This is a genomic window from Stenotrophomonas sp. YJH_SMC_127 (assembly GCF_059372445.1).
In genome coordinates this window covers 158,318-175,476 of the sequence record NZ_JCAFVO010000006.1, presented here as the reverse complement: position 1 = coordinate 175,476, position 17,159 = coordinate 158,318, and the positions used below count along the sequence as shown (strand labels likewise).

The following is a 17,159-nucleotide window of genomic DNA, read 5'->3' as shown; positions in this document are numbered from 1 at the left end:
TTAGCCGTTCGCGGGAACGCCGGCAGCCGAACCTGCGTTCTGCGTGCGGGGTCCGGCCTGGTTGGCGCTGCAGGCACGGGCGTACTCACCCAGGCACAGGCCGATGCGGTGCTGCACCAGCGCGGTGGGGGTGTTGGCCAGGCTGCCTTCGCGCACGGCGCGGTACTGCTCCGGCAGGTACTGGCTGAGCAGCACCAGCGGCGGCGCATGCTGCTCCAGGTTGGCGAACAGGGTCTGCACCGCCTGTACCAGCGCCGGCTCGCCCCAGTAGTAGCGGCATCGGTCGCTGAAGGAATAACGGCGCAGCAGGCGCAGCGCGGCGGCATCGCCCTGGTAGTAGGACTGCCAGTACTTCGGCTGCGCCACCATCACCTCGTCCAGCACCTGCGGCAGGTGCGAGCACTGTGCGGCCGGCAGCAGTTCGGCCTCGATCGCGGCCAGCGCGAACAGCGCCTCGCGGTAGGCGAAGGTGGCCGCCGGGCCGACCTTGAGGATGGCGAAGTGGTCGCGTACCAGCGCATGCAGGCCGCTTTCGCGCTGGTAGTCGGTGGAATGCGCTTCGAACACGATGCGCGGCTGCCGCTCGAGGAAGTCGGCCAGCGCATGGGCGGCGTCCGGGTTGTACTCATGCACGCTGCTGTGGTCGAAGTCCACGCCAGGCTGCACCACCATCGCGATCACGCGCTGCCACGCATCGCGCAGCTGTGGCGTGTCGAACGCCTGCTGGTGGATGGCCAGGGTCTGCGCGGCGGCAGCCGGCGTGGTCACCTGCAGGCCTTCGGCCAGCGAGGCTTCGCCGCCGGGAATCGGCACCTCGGTACCGATCACGTAGACCGGCGGCGGCAGGCCGTGTTCGGCGGCGGTGCGTTCGGCGATCTCGGCAAGCTCGGCCGAACGTGCAGCGACGATGGCATCGGGCAGCGGCACCGGGTCATCGGCGCAGGACATGCTGCAGTCGAGGTGGATCTTGTGGAAACCGGCGGCGACGTAGGCTTCGATCAGCACGCGCGCGTGGGTCATCGCTTCGGCCGCCGGGCGCTTCTGCCAGGCATTCGGGCCGAGATGGTCGCCGCCCAGGATCAGCCGTTCGCGTGGGAAGCCTTCCTCATCGGCCAAGGCGCCGACGTAATCGCGGTACTGCGGCGGGGTCATGCCGGTGTAGCCGCCGAACTGGTCGACCTGGTTGGAGGTGGCCTCGACCAGCAGCACGGTGCCATGTGCCTGTGCCACGTGCATGGCCGCGCGCAGCACCTGCTCGTTGCTGCAGCAGACGCTGTACAGGCCGACATTGGCACCGGCGCGGTGAGAAGCAAGCAGGGTCTGCAACGGGGACATGGTCAGGCTCCGGACATCAGGAAAAGGAGGGTTGGCAGGCGAGCAGGGCGGCACCACGTGCGCCACCGGCATCGCCGAAGCGTGGCGGCACGATCGGTGGCACCTGCACACCCTTGAACAGGTGGGCGGCGATGGCGGCGGGCAGGTGCTGGTACAGCGGCGCGTACTGCGAAAGGCCGCCGCCGAGCACGATCACGTGCGGGTCCAGCGCCAGCACCAGCGCGGCCAGGCTGTGGCCGAGCAGGTCGCGATGGATGTCCAGCGCCTTGCGCGCGCGGGCATCACCGGCTTCGGCCAGGGCGATCACCGCGCTGGCGTCGGCGGCGCTGCCACCAAGGTGGCGCTCGATCATCGCCACGCCACTGCCGGACACATAACGCTCCACGCAGCCCTGCAGGCCGCAGGCGCAGTCGATCAGCGGCAGGCCGTGGCGCTGCAGCAGATGACCGGGCACGCTCCAGTGGCCCCATTCGCCGGCCAGCCCGTTGAAACCGGTCAGCAGGCGGCCCTGCACGCAGAAACCACCGCCAGCACCGGTGCCGAGGATGGCGCCGAACATGCTGGGGTAGCCGTCGGCGGCACCGCCGTGTGCTTCAGACAGGGCAAAACACTGCAGGTCGTTGCCGAAATGCAGCGGGCGTTGCAGCCGCGCCTGCAGGTCCGCGGCCACGCTGTGGCCGGTCAACGCAGGCACGTTCGCGCTGAGCTGGCGGCCGCTGCGGCGGTCGCGCACGCCGGGCAGGGCGATGCCGATCGCCGCATCACTGCGGCCCAGTGCGGCATCGGCCTCGGCGACCAGCGCCACGACTGCCTGCAGGAAACCGTCGTAGTCACCCTGTGGGGTGGCCACGCGGCGGCGCCAGGTAACCTGCATCGCCACATCGCACGCCACCAGCTCGATCTTGGTGCCGCCGATGTCGATGCCGTAGCAGGCGTGGACGATCAGCTCAGCCATGGTGGATGGTGACGCCCTTGACGACGCGGTTGACGGTGCCGTCCGGGAACGGGTTGTCCGGGGTCAGGCCCAGCGCGGCCGAGCGCTGCAGTGCGAACAGCTGCGCAAAGCCCAGCCACACCGGTGCCAGCCACGGATCGTCCAGTGCCGGCACGGTGAGGGTGTATTCGTCGTCGGCGCCGATGTCCGAATGCGGACCGATCGCCAGCACCTGGCCGGCCACGCCGTCGCGGCGCAGTTCTTCCAGCAGGTCCTGTTCGTAGCGGCGCGCCAGCGGCTGCACGCTGCGCAGCACCACCACCAGGGTGTTGCCATCCAGCGTCGACTTCGGGCCATGACGGAAGCCCAGTGGTGTGTTGGCCAGCGCCAGCACGCGGCCAGCGGTGAGCTCCAGCACCTTCAGCGCGCACTCGCGTGCCAGTGCTTCCAGCGGGCCGCTGCCGAGGTAGATGATGCGGTTGAACGGGCGCTGCGCCAGTGTCGCCACCGGTGCATCCCACTGCGCCAGGCCTTCGCGGGCCAGCGCGGCGATCTGCTTCAGGCGCGTCACGCGCGCATCCCACGGCGAACGATCGAACACGGTCAGCGCGGCCAGCAGCATGCAGGTCAGGCTGCTGGTCATGGCGAAGGCGCGGTCGCAGCTGGCCGACGGCATCAGCAGGGTGCAGGTGTCGGCACGGCCGGCGCCACGGCGGGCCAGCTCGCCATCGGCGTTGCAGGTGATGTCGAGGAAGCGCGCGTCATCCACGTCGCTGCGCACGCGGTCAACCGCCGCCACGCTCTCCGGGCTGGAGCCACTGCGGCCGAACGAGACCAGCAGGGTCGGACGGTCGCGCTGCAGGTACAGCGCCGGGTGGGTCAGCAGGCTGGTGGTGTGCACCACGCGCACCTCGGCAGGCCATTGCGCGTTGATCGCGTCGGCCACCATTTCGGCGATGAAGCCGGAGCTGCCGGCGCCGGTGAACAGCACGCGCTGGTTGGGATCGTTGAGGCTGTCGCCGAGGAAGGCCTGCAGGCGGTCGCGGGCACGCGACAGGTCCTGTGCCAGGGCTTCCCACAGCGCAGGCTGCTGGGCGATTTCGGTAGCGGTATCGGCTCCGCCAAGGCGCTGCCAGGCGGACACATCGGAAAGCAGGGTGACGTCCATTCGGAGGTTCCAGTTGGGCCAGCGCACCATCTGCGTTTTCTTTCGAAATGTCAAACATCGAAAGTAAAAAGAAAGAAAAAAGCTGGGTGGCTTGCCCTGCGCGCGATGCCGGGAAAAACGAAAGGACCGACGGAATGCCGTATCGCACAATGCTTAACAGGCACCTGCAAGCGCTTACACAAAGTATTGCGGCGCAGCAACTTTCGTTTCAATGGAATATATCTTCCTTTTTTCTTTCAATTTGTTGACATCTTTCGAATCGCTGCCCTAGAGTCGGCCCAACCGCTTTCGAAACGCCCGGTGAACGGGTTGGGAGTCCGCGTGGAAAACTGCGTTCGTCGCTCGCCGCTGATGCTGGCCCTGGTGCCGGCCTTGATGCTGGCGTCCATGACGGCCCGCGCCGAGCCGGTCGGCAACCTGCGTACGGTCAGCGCCAGCGCCAGCCGCGACGGCGTGCAGGGCTGGGACCTGCAGACCGACAAGGGCGCGCGCATCCGCATTGAACTGCCGGCGACCGACATCATCCGCGTGCAGGCCGGCCGCAACGGCACGTTGACCGGCGCCGGCGACAAGGCCGCACCGATCGTGCTGCCGCAGCCCAAGGCGAGCGTGCAGGCACAGCTGGAAGAAGACGCACGGGAAATCCGCGTGCGTACCGAGGCACTGGTACTTCATGTACAGCGGCAGCCGCTGCGCCTGCGCCTGGAACGGCTGGACAACGGCCAGCCCACCGCGCTGTGGCAGGAACTGCAACCGCTGGACCTGGATGCCACGCAGAGCGTGCAGGTGCTGTCCTCGCAGGCCGATGAGGGCTACTTCGGTGGTGGCCAGCAGAACGGCCGTTACCAGTTCAAGGGCCGCGAGCTGGAGGTGTCCTATTCCGGTGGCTGGGAAGAAGGTGATCGGCCGAGCCCGGCGCCGATGCTGCTGAGCAGCCGTGGCTGGGGCATGCTGCGCAATACATGGAGCGATGGCAGCTACGACCTGCGCCAGAGCGACCAGGCCACGCTGCTGCATCGCGAAGACCGCTTCGATGCGTACTACTTCGTGGGCGCCGACCTGCCCAAGCTGATCGAACGCTACACCCAGCTGACCGGCCGCCCCAACATGGTCGCGCGCTGGGCGCTGTCCTACGGCGATGCCGATTGCTACAACGACGGCGACAACAGCAGGAAGCCCGGCACCGTGCCCGAAGGCTGGAGCGACGGCCCGACCGGCACCACGCCCGATGTGATCGACAGCGTGGCCAAGCAGTACCGCGCCCACGACATGCCCGGTGGCTGGATTCTGCCCAACGATGGCTACGGCTGCGGCTACAAGCAGCTGCCGGAAACGGTGAAGGGGCTGGCCGGCTACGGCTTCCGCACCGGCCTGTGGACCGAGAACGGCGTCGACAAGATCGCGTGGGAAGTGGGCAAGGCCGGCAGCCGCGTGCAGAAGCTGGACGTGGCCTGGACCGGCAAGGGCTACCAGTTCGCGATGGACGCCAACCGCCAGGCATTCAACGGCATCCTCGACAATTCCGATTCGCGCCCGTTCCTGTGGACGGTGATGGGCTGGGCCGGCATCCAGCGCTACGCGGTGGCATGGACCGGCGACCAGAGCAGCAGCTGGGATTACATCCGCTGGCACGTGCCGACCCTGGTCGGTTCGGGCCTGTCCGGCATGGCCTACGCCAGCGGCGATGTGGATGCGATCTTCGGCGGAAGCGCCGAGACCTTCACCCGCGACCTGCAGTGGAAGGCGTTCACGCCGGTGCTGATGGGCATGAGCGGCTGGTCGTCGAACGCGCGCAAGCACCCGTGGTGGTACGACGAGCCCTACCGCAGCATCAACCGCGACTACCTGAAGTTGAAGATGCGCCTGACGCCATACATGTATGGGCTGGTGCACGAGGCCGCGCAGACCGGTGCACCGCCGGTGCGTGGCCTTATGTGGGACAACCCGCGCGATCCGCATGCGCAGGATGAAACCTACAAGTACCAGTTCCTGCTCGGCCGCGACCTGCTGGTGGCGCCGGTGTACCGCAGCCAGGCCGCCAGCCGTGGCTGGCGCCGCGACATCCACCTGCCGGCCGGCGGCTGGATCGACTACTGGGATGGCCGTCGCGTGCAGGCCGCCGCCGATGGCCGCCAGCTCGACCGCCAGGTGGACCTGGCCACGCTGCCGGTGTTCGTGCGTGCCGGTGCGATCCTGCCGATGTACCCGTCGATGCTGTTCGATGGCGAAAAACCGCTCGATGAAGTGACCTTCGACCTGTACCCGCAGGGCGACTCGCAGTACACGTTGTACGAAGACGATGGCAACACGCGCCGCTATCAGCAGGGCGAGTCGAGCACGCAGGTAATCCGCGTGCAGGCGCCGGCGCAGGGCAGTGGCCCGGTGCAGGTGCAGATCGACGCCGTGCAGGGCCAGTACAACGGCCAGCTGGCGCAGCGCCGCTACGGCCTGCGCGTACTCAGCCGGCAGGCACCACGTGCGGTGCAGGCCGGTGGCCGCGCGCTGCCGGCGCTGGCCGATGCTGCCGCCTTCAACAGCGCCAACGAGGGCTGGTACTTCGATGCCAAGGACCGCCGCGGCACCGTGCATGTGCGCACTGCCACCCAAGACATCCGCCAGCCACTGCAGCTGCAACTGGACTTCGCAGTCGCTGCCGCAGCCACCGATGATGCCTATCCGGCCGCACCGGTGCTGGGCCGCGAACTGCCGGCCGACAGCCTGCTGGTGGTCAACCGCCCGGCCGAAGAGCCTGGCCATGCGTTGGAAAATGCTTTCGACGACGATCCGGCCACCTGGTTCCGCAGCGTGCGCAACCAGGCCGTGCGCACCGGCGCCCACGAGTGGGTGATCGGCTTCGGCGAGCGGAAGATGATCGATGGCATCGACATCGCGCCACGCAATGACAAGAACTGGAAGCACGGGCAGGTACGTGACTATGAGGTCTACCTGGGCGACAGCAACGGTGAGTGGGGCGAGCCGATCGCCCGTGGCCGCCTGCAGTTGAAGGAAGGCGTGCAGCGCATCGACTTCCCGGCCCACGCCGGCCGCCTGCTGCGCTTCCGCGTGCTGAGCGTGCAGAACCCCGAAGGCGACGGCGCCAGCAGCACCGACCCGATGGTCACCGCCGCACAGGGCAGCGCCCGCGCGTTCGATGCACTGCAGCCGCGCGATGTCGGCCCGATCGCCCTGTCCACCTTCCACATTCTCGAACACCAGGAACCGGAGCGACCGGCCCGGCAGCGCTATCTCTCCGAGCTGCCGGTGCCGGCCGCGCTGGCCAGCCAGCTGCGTACCGACCAGTCCTTCCGTGGCGACGCCGGCATGCGCATGAACGGCCTGCAGTTCCGCCGTGGCCTTGGGGTCGGCGCCAACAGCCGCATCGACCTGCGCCTGCAGGGCGGCTGGCACCTGCTGCGTGCCGACCTCGGCATCGACGACGCCTGCCGCAACGCCGGCGGCCTGCAGTTCCAGGTATGGGGCGACAACCGCCTGCTGTACGACAGCGGCCTGGTGAAGGCGCCCGGCGTGGTCAAGCCGGAGCTGGACATCCGTGGCCTTTCCACCCTGAGCCTGCGCACGCTGGGTGCGCAGGGCAGCCAACCCGCCCAGGTCTGTGCCAACTGGGCCAACGCCGTACTGATCGGCCAGGAGGGCGACTCCGCCAGCATCGTCGCCCCATGACCCCCACGTAACACCGCTCCTCCCCCGCCCCATCCCGACTACGGCCCTCATGGCCGTGGCCCGGGAGCGTTTTGCCCGCCGAACGCCCACGCGCTCACCCAGTTGCGCCGCACCCTTGCCAGGAGAGAACCCCGATGTTGCCCGCCCGCCACCACCGCCCCCCCTGCCGCCCGATCGCTCCGCTGACGCTGGCCATTGCCGGCGCGCTGTTCTCGCTTGCCGCTCCTGCCTTCGCCCAGGAGAGCAAGGACAACGCCACCGACCTGGCCCGCATCGAGGTCACCGGCTCCAACATCCGCCGCACCGACGTTGAAACCGCCTCGCCGGTGCAGGTGATCAGCAAGCAGGACATCCAGAACATGGGTGCGCGCACGCTGCTGCAGGTGCTCGACAACCTGCCGGCCGCCCGCCCGGCGCAGCAGGACGCGCGCTCGCTGTTCACCGGTTCCGACGGTGCCTCGCAGGCCAATCTGCGTGGCCTCGGTGCCCAGGGCACGCTGGTGCTGCTGAACGGTCGCCGCCTGTCGTACTACGGTGCACCGGCCGGGTTCCAGACCCAGTTCGTCAACATCGATGCGATTCCGGCCGCGGCCATCGAGCGCATGGAAGTGCTGACCGACGGTGCCTCGGCGGTGTACGGCACCGACGCGGTGGCCGGCGTGATCAACGTGATCACCAAGCGCAACTTCCAGGGTGCCGAGATCAGCTTCACCAACGACACCTCCTCGCGCATCGATTCCTACGGTGAGCGCCAGGCCAGCATCACCGCCGGCTTCGGTGACCTGGCCGAGAACCGCTTCAATATCTATGGCGCGGTCAACATGTACCGTCGCGACGCGATTCCGCTGAGCGATTTCTACGACAAGCGTCCGGACCAGTACTACGTCAACAATCCGAACTACCTCAACAACCTGCGCCTGGGCGTGGGCAGCAAGCCGGGTCAATTCAATCCGGGCACCTACTTCGCCTTCGATCCGGTCACCGGCCGCCGCGTGCAGGAAGCTGCGCCGGGCTGCAGGAACGTGCTGACCAGTGAAGCGGCCGGCCCGCGTTGCGTCTGGGAAACCTGGATGAACAACGAGATCGATGCCGGCGCCAAGTCCGAGCGCAACACCGCCTACCTCAACGGCACCTTCCTGGTCGGTGACAACACCGAGATCTTCGCCGAGGCGACCTATACCGACATCGACCTGCGCGCCAACGGCGGCACGCCGCGCACCTATGGCACCACGACCGGCAACCCGACCAGCTGGTTCTCGCGCAACACCGGCAACACCGTCAACCAGTTCCTGTACCCGTTCCTGGGCCCGAACAACGAGTACAACCACGCCAGCCCGCAGTTGAGGGCCATGATGGGCGGCGTGGTCGGCCTGAACTACCTGCTGCAGGATGCCGGCCCGAACTATTTCGGCCAGCGCAATACCGACAAGAGCTACCGCGTGCTGGCCGGTGCGCGTGGCAACCGGGGTGACTGGAACTGGGAAACCGCCTTCGCCAGCGCGGGTACCCACTCCACCACCTACCAGACGATCAACGTCAACACCAAGGGCTTCGAGAAGGCCTTCGGCCCGTACACGATCGATCCAGGTACCGGTCGGGTGATCATCTCCGACCATCCGGCGTACAAGTTAGGCGAGATCAGCGACGCCAACGCCGCGCTGATCCGTGAAGCGTTCCCGACCTTCGACATCCAGTCGTGGACCCGCCTGCACACCCTGGACGGCAAGATCGAAGGCCCGCTGTTCCAGCTGCCGGCCGGCGAGATGCGCGCCGCATTCGGCTTCAACGCCAGCCGCGAAACCTTCTACACCCCGGGCAACGCCGATGCGGCCAACGGCCTGATCACCCAGCAGGGCGGCTCGTGGTTCGACGGCAAGCGCAACACCTACGCGCTGTTCGCCGAGACCGTGGCACCGATCACCGACAAGCTGGAGCTGGACGCCGCGGTCCGCGTGGACAAGTACCCGAACTTCAGCGCCAACGTCGCGCCGAAGATCGGCTTCAAGTACCAGGCGTTCGACCAGCTGATGCTGCGCGGTACCTACTCCACTGGCTTCCGCGCGCCGAGCCTGGCCGAGTCCGGCAATGGCGGCGTGTTCGCCCAGCTCGGCGGCTTCCGTGACGAGCTGCGCTGCGGCGAGACCAATGCCATCGCCAACCTGCTGCTGAAGTCGCAGCGGCCGGGCGATGTCGATTTGGGCAAGAGCCTGCTGAACGTCGATTGCAGCCGTACCGTCGCGCGCATGACCCAGCCGAACAAGGACCTGAAGCCGGAGAAGGCGAAGATCGCCACCCTCGGCTTTGTCTACGAGCCGGCCAGCTGGCTGTCGGTGTCGGCCGACTACTGGTTCATCTACCGCAACAACGAAATCGTCGCGCCGGACTATCGCCGCATGGAAGACATCATCTCGATGTCGCGCTCGCCGATCACCGACAGCGACCGTGCCAACCTGGCCCAGCTGGCGGCAATGTGCGCCGATCCGGCCAGCGGCGTGAGCTGCCCGGCCACTCTGCCGGGCTACTCCGCCGGCAACGTGGCCAGCGTGGTGGGCCAGTACAAGAACCGCGGCAAGACGCTGATCGACGGCTTCGACATCGACGCGCGCAGCCGCTTCTCGCTGGGCGACTGGGGCAACCTGAACATCGGCCTGGCCGCCACCATCGCCAACCGCAACCGCTTCTACATGGATGCGGAGAACGGCTGGTACTACGGCGACGTGGTGGGCTACTACAACAACCCGCGCCTGCGTGCCACGCTCAATGCAGACTGGACCTACAAGCAGGTGACCACCAGCATGTTCGTCAACTATGTCGGCGGCACCAAGTGGGCTACCGACCAGATCGACGAAGAGAGCAACAACAGGGAAACCTGCACCGGCGGCTACCTGGCCCTGCAGAAGAGCAAGTGCGATGGTGCACCGTCGTGGTGGACCGCCAACATGAGCGTCACCTGGCGCCCGGACGATGCGTGGAACCTGAGCTTCACCGTCAAGAACCTGTTCAACCGCCTGCCGTTCTACGATCCGAACAGCTTCCTGGGTGACTCCAGTGACTACGCAACCATCTTCGGTCGTGGTTACAGTGTGACCATCGGCTACCGGTTCAAGTAATTCCGTTTGCGTGACCTGGCGTGCCGGCTGCGGCCGGCACGCTGCCAAGAGGAGAGATGTTTGCCATGAAGCGTAGGGAATTCATCGCGGCCAGTGCCGCTGTTGCCGCCAGCAGCCTGCTGCCGCAGACCCCCGCCTGGGCACGCGGACGCAAGGTGCGTCTGGCCATGATCGGCACCGGCATGCGCGGGCTGGTGCTGCTGAAGGAGCTGGTGCGTCGCGACGACGTCGAAGTGGTTGCCCTGTGCGACATCGAGCCGATCATGCTGGGCCGTGCCACAGAGATGGTGGCGAAGGCCGGCAAGCCCGCGCCGAAGACCTATGGCCAGGACCGCGACACCAACGCGTGGAAGCGCCTGCTGGAACAGAAGGGCATCGATGGCGTGATCATCGCCACGCCGTGGGAATACCACGCACCGATGTCGATAGCCGCGATGCAGGCCGGCGTGGCCGTCGGCTGCGAAGTGGTGGCTGGCATCACCCTGCAGGACCACTGGGACGTGCTGAAGACCCAGCTGAGCACCGGCACCCCGTACATGCTGCTGGAGAACGTCTGCTACCGTCGCGACGTGATGGCGGCGCTGCAGATGGTGCGCCAGGGGCTGTTCGGCGAGCTGGTGCACCTGCAGGCCGGCTACCAGCATGACCTGCGCGGGGTGAAGTTCAATTCCGGCGACCCGAACCAGCCCTACGACAGCGGCGTGGAATTCGGCCCCAAGGGCTGGAGCGAAGCACGCTGGCGCACCGAGCATTCGGTGGAACGCAACGGCGAGCTGTACCCCAGCCACGGCATCGGCCCGTGCGCGATGTACACCGGCATCAACCGTGGCAACCGCTTCACCCACATCAACGCCTTCGCGACCAAGGCACGCGGCCTGCACGAATACACCGTGGCCAAGAGTGGCGGCACCACCCACCCCAGCACCAAGGTGAAGTTCAAGCTCGGCGACATCGTGACCACCACGCTGGCCTGCGAGAACGGCGAGACCATCCTGCTGCAGCACGACACCTCGCTGCCGCGCCCGTACTCGATGGGCTTCCGCGTGCAGGGCACCAAGGGCCTGTGGATGGACGTCAACCATTCGATCCACATCGAAGGCCGCAGCCCGCCGCACCAGTGGGAGGAGTTCAAGAAGTACCAGGACGAGTACGAACACCCGCTGTGGAAGCAGAATGCCGACACCGCCGCCAGCGCCGGCCACGGTGGCATGGACTGGTTCGTCATCCATGCATTTGTTGAAGCACTGAAGGCCAAGGCACCGATGCCGATCGACATCTACGACGCGGTGACCTGGAGTGCGATCACCCCGTTGAGCGAGCAGTCGATCGCCAACAGCTTCCAGACGCTGGAGTTCCCGGACTTTACTGCTGGTGCGTGGAAGACGCGCAAGCCGATCTTCGCGTTCGACGGTAAGTATTGAGGTTTACACCCTTCCACGCTGTGACGGAGACGCCGGGCACTGCCCGGTGTTTCCGTTTCTGGAAGCATTCGTCTTGTAGAGCCGAGCCCACGCCCGGCTGCTTGTTCGGTCGGTCGCTCGCTTTATCAGAAAACTCTGAAATCCGACCCACTCCACAGTTTCTGACTTGAATGTGTAAACCACATCGGAGATAACGTTCCCCGTGCGGTCATGGCCGCATTCCGGACCAGGGACGATCCGAAGCATGACGTGGTGAGGCAGCTGCCCCACGTTCTCGTTCCCGCCGGAGCTGTGTTCGTCCAGGAAGGAGAACAGGGATGTTGGAACGACTGAAGACCATTTCGTGTGCCGCACTGGCGATGATCGCGCTAGGGAGCTTGGCTCCTTGGGCTGCGCAGGCGCAGGAGGTGCAGAGGAAGTGGGAGAGCTACCTGTCGATGGGTCAGCCGCGAGCCACCGAAGCGGCGGTGCAGAAGGACATCAAGTCGCTCTTTTCCCAGTACGAAAAGGACAAACCCTTCGATTGGTATGTCAAACGCCAACGCGTCCTTGGAAAGAAGGTCATCTACGACTACCGGGTGAGGCCCGAGAAGATCGTTACTACCGACTGGGTCTACATCCACTCAGGGCAGGAGTACTCCTCCGAAGATCAGATTCGTAGCGTGATCCTCGCCACCCGCGTCAGCGACCCGCAGTGCCCGGCGACTTCACTCACGGAGGATCCTTGGGTGGAGCTCCTTGGACTTGGCAGGGGCGACGACGGTAGCGTCACCAACGAGGAGAAGGATTTCCATTACACCTTGAACTTCTATCATCAGAGCACTCAAGAATGCTCGTCGATAGTGGGGTGGGAGCGTGTGCGCCGGGCCAGAACGGCGCTTTGTCCGAATCGACCGTCCCTGACGTGGAATGAGGCCCTGCAGATGTGCTCACTGGTCCAGCAGGACGAGCCGCACATGTCGCCCATGCTCTCCTACACAAGCGCGCCGCTGCCGCCGCAGCAGTGTCCTGTTGGTAACCCGTGTGACCCGACCACTGGCGATAAATCCCAGCCTGAGCCGGATTTCAACCTTGGATGGGTGAGCTTCCAACGCCACTATCACTCCCTGACAAGCACGGCGGGCGGCGCGTTGGGCACGGGCTGGACCCATTCCCACAATCTGCGGCTTACCGCAGGCGTAGACGATTCCACCTTCCCTCCCAGCCCCGAACTGAAAGTTGGGCTGATCGGTGCCGATGGCGGGCAGACCGCATTCCAGAAAGTGGGGGCAAGCTACGAAGCCATGGACGGAAGCGGCGATCGCGCTGTCCAGCAGGGCACCAACTGGCAACTTTCACGTGCCGGAGAGCGCATTTATTTTGATGCCGCTGGCCTGATGCAGCGCCGCGATTTCGAAGACGGAACGTCGCTGACCTATGCGCACGACAGCCGTGGTCGCCTGCTCAGCATCACCCATTCAACCGGTCGGCGTGTGGACGTCCAGTATCTCGCGCCGGGTGACGATTCGCTGATCACGGCCCTGGTGGTCGCCGGCCAGCCTGTGGTGAGCTACACGTACTCTCCTGCTGGCGAGCTGACCACTGCGACCTATGCAGACGGCGCCAGCCGTACATACCACTATGAGGACGCCCGCTTCCCGGGCTACCTGACCGGCGTGACCGCCGAAGACACCCGGCGCTACAGCTGGTTCGGCTACGACGCCAAGGGGCGGGTCACCTGCAGCCGCCATTCCGGCGACTGCAGTCAAGCCGACGTGGGCATTGATGGCGTGCGCCTGGAGTACACCCCGGCAGGCACCACCATCGTCACCGACGCACTGGGCAAGCAGAGCACCTACGCATTGACCGCCAGCGGCGCCAGTGGCCTTCCGCGCAAGGTCAATGGCATCACCGAGAGCAATGGCAGTATCACTCGTGCCTATCTGCCCGAGGGCACCGATTTCCGGCGTCGGCTGCAGTCGGTGACCGATCGCCGTGGCTTTGTCACCCAGTATGCCTATGCCGAGGCCAGCGATCCTGCCGCAGGCGCCGTCAGCGTGACCACCACCACCGAAGCGGCCGGTACCCCGGATCAGCGCGTCAGCGAAACGCGCGTGGCCATGGATAGCAATCGGCCGGTGCAGCAGACCGTCGGTAACCGTGAGATCCGCATCGCACGCAATGCGCGCCTCCAGCCGACCACCATCACCGTGCGCGACATGGTGACCGGTGACACCCGCGTCACCACGCAGACCTACTGTGAGGCCGAGGGCCCGGAGTGCCCGCTGGTGGGACTGCTGCGTAGCGTGGATGGTCCGCGCAGTGATGTGGCGGATGTCTCCACCTATGCCTACTACACCGCGGACGACACGGGATGCGCGGCCAATGGTGCCTGCAGTTATCGCAAGGGCGACCTGCGCAGTGTGACCAATGCGCTGGGCCAGACGGTTGAGACCCTGGCCTACGACGCAATCGGGCGGCCCCTGTCGGCGAAGGATGCCAACGGCGTGGTCACGGCCTACACCTACCATGCCCGTGGCTGGCCGACCTCGGTCACCGTGCGCGGTGCCACCGCGGCCGAGGACCGGACTACCCAGATCAGCTACTGGCCGACCGGTCAGGTGCAACAGGTCACCGAGCCTGACGGCAGCAGCGTTACCTATGTCTACGACGCCGCCCAGCGCTTGACCGATATTGCGGACAACAGCGGCAACACGATCCACTACGCATTGGACAACGCCGGCAACCGGCTCAAGGAAGACACGCTGGATACTGGCGGCACCCTGCGTCGCACCTTGGCACGGACGTTCAACACGCTCGGCCAGCTGACCGCATTGAAGGACGCAGGCAATCACGCCACCGGCTTTGCCTACGACGCCAACGGCAACCCGCAGACGGTGACCGACGCCCTGCAGCGCGTGACCAGCCAGCAGTACGACCCGCTCAACCGACTGGCCCAGTCCCTGCAGGATGTGGGTGGCGTCGCGGCGGAGATCCGCAGTCAGTACAACGCGCTGGACCAGGTCACCCAGGTCACTGACCCGAAGGGCCTGCATACCACCTATGCCTACAACGGTTTCGGTGACCTGACCGGCCAGGTCAGCCCGGACAGTGGCGCCAGCAGCTTCACCGTGGATGCGGCAGGCAATCGCAAGACGGCCACCGATGCGCGCGGCGTCACCGCTACCTATCACTACGATGCACTCAACCGCCTGATCGGCATTGCCTACCCGGACCCCAATCTGGACGTGGGCTACAGCTATGACGTGGCGCCAGCGGTCTGTGCCGCCGACGAACGCTTTGCCAAGGGACGCCTGGGGCAGGTGCTGCATGCCAATGGCAGCACCCAGTACTGCCACGACCGCTTCGGCCAGGTCACCCGCAAGGTGCAGACCGTCAATGGTGTCGCCAGCACGCTGCGCTATGCCTACAGCAAGTCGGGTCGCCTGGCCGCGCTGACCTACCCGGATGGCAGCGTGGCTGACTACGTGCGTGATGCCCAGGGCCGCATCAGCCAGATCGGCCTGACCCGGCCTGGCCAGGCGCGCCAGATCGTGGTGAACAACGTGACCTATGCGGCCTTCGGCCCGGCGACCGGCTGGACCTACGGCAACGGCCGCCAGCTGCAGCGTCCGCTGGATCTGGATTACCGCCCGCAGGCGGTGCATGACCCGGCCGCCGGTGGCCTGTCGCTGGGCTATGGCTACGATCCCGTCGGTTCGATCACCGAGCTGAAGAACGGCACAGGCTCGACGGTGCTGGCCAAGTACGCCTACGACACGCTGGGCCGCCTGACCCAGACCCAGGACGGTACGACCGGCACGCCGATCGAAACCTATGCCTATGACGCCACCGGCAATCGCACTTCGCTGACCACTTCGGCGGGCACTGCCAGCTACACCTATCCAGCAACCAGCCATCGCCTGACTGCGGTGGATGGCGAAGCACGCAACCATGACGCAGCGGGCAACACCACCAGCATCGGCAGCAAGACGTTCATCTACAACGATGCTAACCGCATGAACGCGGTGAAGCAGGGCAATGCCGTACTGGAAAGCTACGGTTACAACCATCGCGGTGAACGCGTACTGCGTACCCCGGCCGGTGGCGCAGCGCAGATCACCCTGTATGACGAGGCGGGGCAGTGGCTGGGCAACTACTCGGCCACGGGCCAGGCGCAGCAGCAGGCGATCTGGCTGGACAACTACCCGGTGGCGCTGATCAGCGTGCCGGGTACCGGTGTGCCAGAGCTGGCCTACGTGCAGCCGGATCATCTGGGCACGCCGCGCGTGGTGATCGATCCGGTTCGGAATGTCGCGATCTGGGAATGGAGCAGCAAGAGCGAAGTGTTCGGCAACCAGATCCCAAGTGCCGATCCAGATGGCGATGGTGTGGCATTCGAGCTGGCACTGCGTTTCCCGGGCCAGCAGGCGACGGATGTGAGTGGGCTGCTCTACAACTACCAGCGCGAGTACGATCCGGCTGTGGGGCGCTATTCGCAGAGTGATCCGATTGGGTTGATGGGGGGGATCTCGACCTATGGGTACGCTAGCGCTTCCCCGGCAAGGCGGGTCGACCCTCACGGGCTCACCGACCTAAACTATATTCCACCCCACGACAATCCTGATTCTTATCTGGGCAATAAAATGATTCCGTCGCCCCCGAATATGCTTACCATTAGCATTCACCACAACGGAAGTAACTTCATAGGGCCCGATGGTAGAAGCATGTCTGTTGAATCGCTGGCGCAGTCAATTCGACGCGATGCAGATCTTTCAAAGTATCTGTATATCAGGCTCTATTCCTGTCGAACAGGTAAGTCGGTAAATGGTGGGCCGATCCCAGCTCAGCAGCTATCTAGGGCGCTGAATATGACGATTCAGGCGCCTACCGAGTACACCTGGGCAAAGAACGATCCTTTGTATCCGGATCAAGGAAACTATGGAAAAACACCTGAAGGGAAGAAAGATAAAAGCAATCCTGGAGAGTGGGTGAATTTCATGAAGGAGGGTGGGGTCAAATGAGCATGTTCAAGAAGACTGGTCTTGTCCTGTATCTGGTGGGTGCAGGGTATGTAAATGCGCAGGTGCCCCCTCAGCCGGAAAGGCCGGTGGTTGAGCTTGACGGCTCGATCGCGACGGATAGTGGCGCTGAGCTTGATGATAAGCAGCTACTTGCGTTGACTGGCCGCGCAGACGCGGGCGACGCTGAGGCAGCGTTTCGAATCTCACGCCACTTTGAGGGCAGAGGCACGGCTGGCAGCTCCCACATGTGGCTTGTCTATGCCGCAGCACTGGGGCACCCGATTGCACAGTACAACGTGTTCTTCATGTTGAAGGACAAGAAGGACTGCGCGTCATCAAGTGAGGCATACGCATGGCTCAAGAGTGCCGCGTTGAAGGGGGTGAGAGGCGCGGACTCTGAACTTGAGCAAGCGGCCCGCATAGCAGCTCAACGATGCGGTAGTAAAGGATAGGGAGAGAGAGGTCACTTGCCGATTGAGGGCTAACAACGTCCAGCTACGCACTAAG

At 65.4% G+C, this 17,159-nt stretch carries 8 protein-coding genes; 5 read left to right on the top strand and 3 right to left on the bottom strand.

Annotated elements, in window-relative coordinates:
• Genes AC5QAB_RS15480 through AC5QAB_RS15470 form a run of 3 tightly spaced genes read right to left on the bottom strand, consistent with a single transcriptional unit; the run spans nucleotide 1 to nucleotide 3,437 of the window.
• Nucleotides 1-1,335 (bottom strand): D-tagatose-bisphosphate aldolase, class II, non-catalytic subunit, encoded by a 1,335-nt coding sequence (locus AC5QAB_RS15480; RefSeq protein WP_111206572.1) that lies wholly within the window; start codon nucleotides 1,333-1,335, stop codon nucleotides 1-3.
• A 16-nt stretch (nucleotides 1,336-1,351) separates the two neighbouring features.
• Nucleotides 1,352-2,290 (bottom strand): ROK family protein, encoded by a 939-nt coding sequence (locus tag AC5QAB_RS15475; protein ID WP_197561749.1) that lies wholly within the window; start codon nucleotides 2,288-2,290, stop codon nucleotides 1,352-1,354.
• Complete coding sequence (locus AC5QAB_RS15470) at nucleotides 2,283-3,437, bottom strand: SIS domain-containing protein (RefSeq protein WP_049405400.1); 1,155 nt, start codon at nucleotides 3,435-3,437, stop codon at nucleotides 2,283-2,285. Before AC5QAB_RS15470 ends, AC5QAB_RS15475 begins: the two co-directional genes overlap by 8 nt.
• A gap of 321 nt (nucleotides 3,438-3,758) precedes the next feature.
• Between AC5QAB_RS15470 and AC5QAB_RS15465 the strand changes: the two genes are divergently transcribed.
• The 5 genes from AC5QAB_RS15465 (at nucleotide 3,759) to AC5QAB_RS15445 (ending at nucleotide 17,104) form a co-directional block, all read left to right on the top strand.
• A complete protein-coding gene (locus tag AC5QAB_RS15465) occupies nucleotides 3,759-7,118 on the top strand; it encodes a TIM-barrel domain-containing protein (RefSeq protein ID WP_495233489.1) in 3,360 nt (1,119 codons plus the stop codon).
• 134 nt (nucleotides 7,119-7,252) lie between these two features.
• Nucleotides 7,253-10,228, top strand: coding sequence for a TonB-dependent receptor (locus AC5QAB_RS15460; protein ID WP_495233488.1), 2,976 nt, complete (start codon nucleotides 7,253-7,255; stop codon nucleotides 10,226-10,228).
• A gap of 65 nt (nucleotides 10,229-10,293) precedes the next feature.
• The gene (locus AC5QAB_RS15455) at nucleotides 10,294-11,649 is read left to right on the top strand and encodes a Gfo/Idh/MocA family protein (protein ID WP_075076247.1); all 1,356 of its coding nucleotides are present in this window, start codon (nucleotides 10,294-10,296) and stop codon (nucleotides 11,647-11,649) included.
• A 317-nt stretch (nucleotides 11,650-11,966) separates the two neighbouring features.
• Nucleotides 11,967-16,652 (top strand): RHS repeat-associated core domain-containing protein, encoded by a 4,686-nt coding sequence (locus AC5QAB_RS15450; RefSeq protein ID WP_495233487.1) that lies wholly within the window; start codon nucleotides 11,967-11,969, stop codon nucleotides 16,650-16,652.
• Complete coding sequence (locus AC5QAB_RS15445; RefSeq protein WP_032958733.1) at nucleotides 16,649-17,104, top strand: SEL1-like repeat protein; 456 nt, start codon at nucleotides 16,649-16,651, stop codon at nucleotides 17,102-17,104. The genes AC5QAB_RS15450 and AC5QAB_RS15445 overlap by 4 nt, the downstream gene beginning before the upstream one ends.
• Nucleotides 17,105-17,159: the final 55 nt, after the last annotated feature.

Coding starts and splice junctions, on each gene's coding strand:
- AC5QAB_RS15480 (WP_111206572.1), bottom strand. CDS start 1,335: ATGTCCCCGTTGCAGACCCTGCTTGCTTCTCACCGCGCCGGTGCCAAT.
- AC5QAB_RS15475 (WP_197561749.1), bottom strand. CDS start 2,290: ATGGCTGAGCTGATCGTCCACGCCTGCTACGGCATCGACATCGGCGGC.
- AC5QAB_RS15470 (WP_049405400.1), bottom strand. CDS start 3,437: ATGGACGTCACCCTGCTTTCCGATGTGTCCGCCTGGCAGCGCCTTGGC.
- AC5QAB_RS15460 (WP_495233488.1), top strand. CDS start 7,253: ATGTTGCCCGCCCGCCACCACCGCCCCCCCTGCCGCCCGATCGCTCCG.
- AC5QAB_RS15455 (WP_075076247.1), top strand. CDS start 10,294: ATGAAGCGTAGGGAATTCATCGCGGCCAGTGCCGCTGTTGCCGCCAGC.
- AC5QAB_RS15450 (WP_495233487.1), top strand. CDS start 11,967: ATGTTGGAACGACTGAAGACCATTTCGTGTGCCGCACTGGCGATGATC.
- AC5QAB_RS15445 (WP_032958733.1), top strand. CDS start 16,649: ATGAGCATGTTCAAGAAGACTGGTCTTGTCCTGTATCTGGTGGGTGCA.